This is a genomic window from Streptomyces griseus subsp. griseus, from assembly GCF_000720255.1.
GTDB lineage: Bacteria > Actinomycetota > Actinomycetes > Streptomycetales > Streptomycetaceae > Streptomyces > Streptomyces griseus_I.
In genome coordinates, this window is record NZ_JOJE01000231.1 from 1 (window position 1) to 248 (window position 248).

General features: G+C 64.9%; 1 protein-coding gene. It reads right to left on the reverse strand.

Annotated elements, in window-relative coordinates; genetic code table 11:
• A partial coding sequence (locus IG99_RS43910; RefSeq protein ID WP_037684698.1) for a transposase occupies window positions 1-185 on the reverse strand: 185 nt, incomplete at its 3' end.
• Between the last annotated feature and the right edge of the window lie 63 nt (window positions 186-248).

Sequence of the window (248 nt, forward strand, 5' to 3'; positions counted from 1 at the left end):
CGTTCGCCCGCATCGACCTCGGCCTGCTTCACCCAGTCACGCACCGCGGTCTCGGTCAGGTCGAAGTCCTTGGCGATCTGGCCGACCGAGCGGTCACCGCGTCGGCACAGCTCGACGATCTCGGCCTTGAACTCCGGCGTGAACGAGCGACGAGGCCGAGGCTTCTTCTTCCCCATGCTCTCCATGATGGACATCCTCCCGGGGCAGAACCCCTGATCTCGGATGTCCGCCAAAGCGGATCAAGCCCA